Origin of the sequence: Nocardia sp. NPDC059228, from assembly GCF_042754245.1 — a bacterium.
GTDB lineage: Bacteria > Actinomycetota > Actinomycetes > Mycobacteriales > Mycobacteriaceae > Nocardia.
In genome coordinates, this window is the sequence record NZ_JBHZAL010000139.1 from 1 (window position 1) to 1,213 (window position 1,213).

Consider the following 1,213-nt stretch of genomic DNA (forward strand, 5'->3'; position numbering starts at 1 on the left):
GGCGCGGATGGACTCGAATACGTTGGGGTCCACCAGGGTTGAGGTGTCGCCCAGTTCGCGGCCCTCGGCCACGTCGCGCAGCAGGCGGCGCATGATCTTGCCCGAGCGCGTCTTCGGCAGTTCCGGCACCACGTGGATCTCGCGCGGGCGGGCGATGGGGGAGATCTCGCGGGAGACCTCGGCCATGAGCTCGCTGATCAGATCGGCGCCGGTGTCGGTGGCCTCGGCGGTGAGGATCACGAACGCCACGATGCCCTGGCCGGTGGTGTCGTCGGAGGCGCCGACCACGGCCGCCTCCGCGACGCCGGAGTGGCCCACCAGCGCGGACTCCACCTCGGCGGTCGAGATGCGGTGGCCGGACACGTTCATGACGTCATCGACGCGGCCGAGCACCCACAGGTCCCCGTCGGTGTCGAGCTTGGCGCCGTCACCGGCGAAGTACCAGCCCTTCTCGGCGTAGCGGGACCAGTAGGTGTCCTTGTACCGCTCGTTGTCGCCCCAGATGCCGCGCAGCATCGACGGCCACGGCTGGTCGAGCACCAGGTACCCGTTGGCCTCGGTCTCGCCGAGGGAGACCGGATTGCCTTCCTCGTCGACGACTTTCGCGGAGATGCCCGGCAGCGGGGTCATGGCCGCGCCCGGCTTGGCCGCGGCGACGCCGGGCAGCGGTGAGATCATGATGGCGCCGGTCTCGGTCTGCCACCAGGTGTCCACGATGGGAGTCCGGTTGCCGCCCACCACATCCCGGTACCAGCGCCAGGCCTCGGGGTTGATCGGCTCGCCCACCGAACCCAGCAGCCGCAGGCTGGACAGGTCGTGCGAATCGGGGATCTCGCGGCCCCACTTCATGAACGTGCGCACCAGCGTCGGCGCCGTGTAATAGATGGTGACGCCGTACTTTTCGATGATCTGCCAGTGCCGGTGCTCGTCGGGGAAGTTCGGGGTGCCCTCGTAGACGACCTCGGTGGCGCCGTTGGCCAGCGGGCCGTACACGATGTAGCTGTGCCCGGTCACCCAGCCGATGTCGGCGGTGCACCAGTACACGTCGTGACCCGGCTTGTGGTCGAACACGTGGTGGTGGGTGTAGGCGGCCTGGGTCAGGTAGCCGCCGCAGGTGTGCAGGATGCCCTTGGGCTTTCCGGTGGTGCCGGAGGTGTAGAGGATGAACAGCGGGTGCTCGGCGTCGAAGGCCTGCGCCTCGTGCTCGGGGGAG

Annotated in this window: 1 protein-coding gene; it reads right to left on the reverse strand. The window is 69.0% G+C overall.

Going from position 1 to position 1,213, the window contains the following annotated elements:
* Positions 1–1,213 (reverse strand): acetate--CoA ligase (locus tag ACFXKA_RS43020; protein WP_379431914.1); only part of this gene is annotated, 1,213 nt, incomplete at both ends.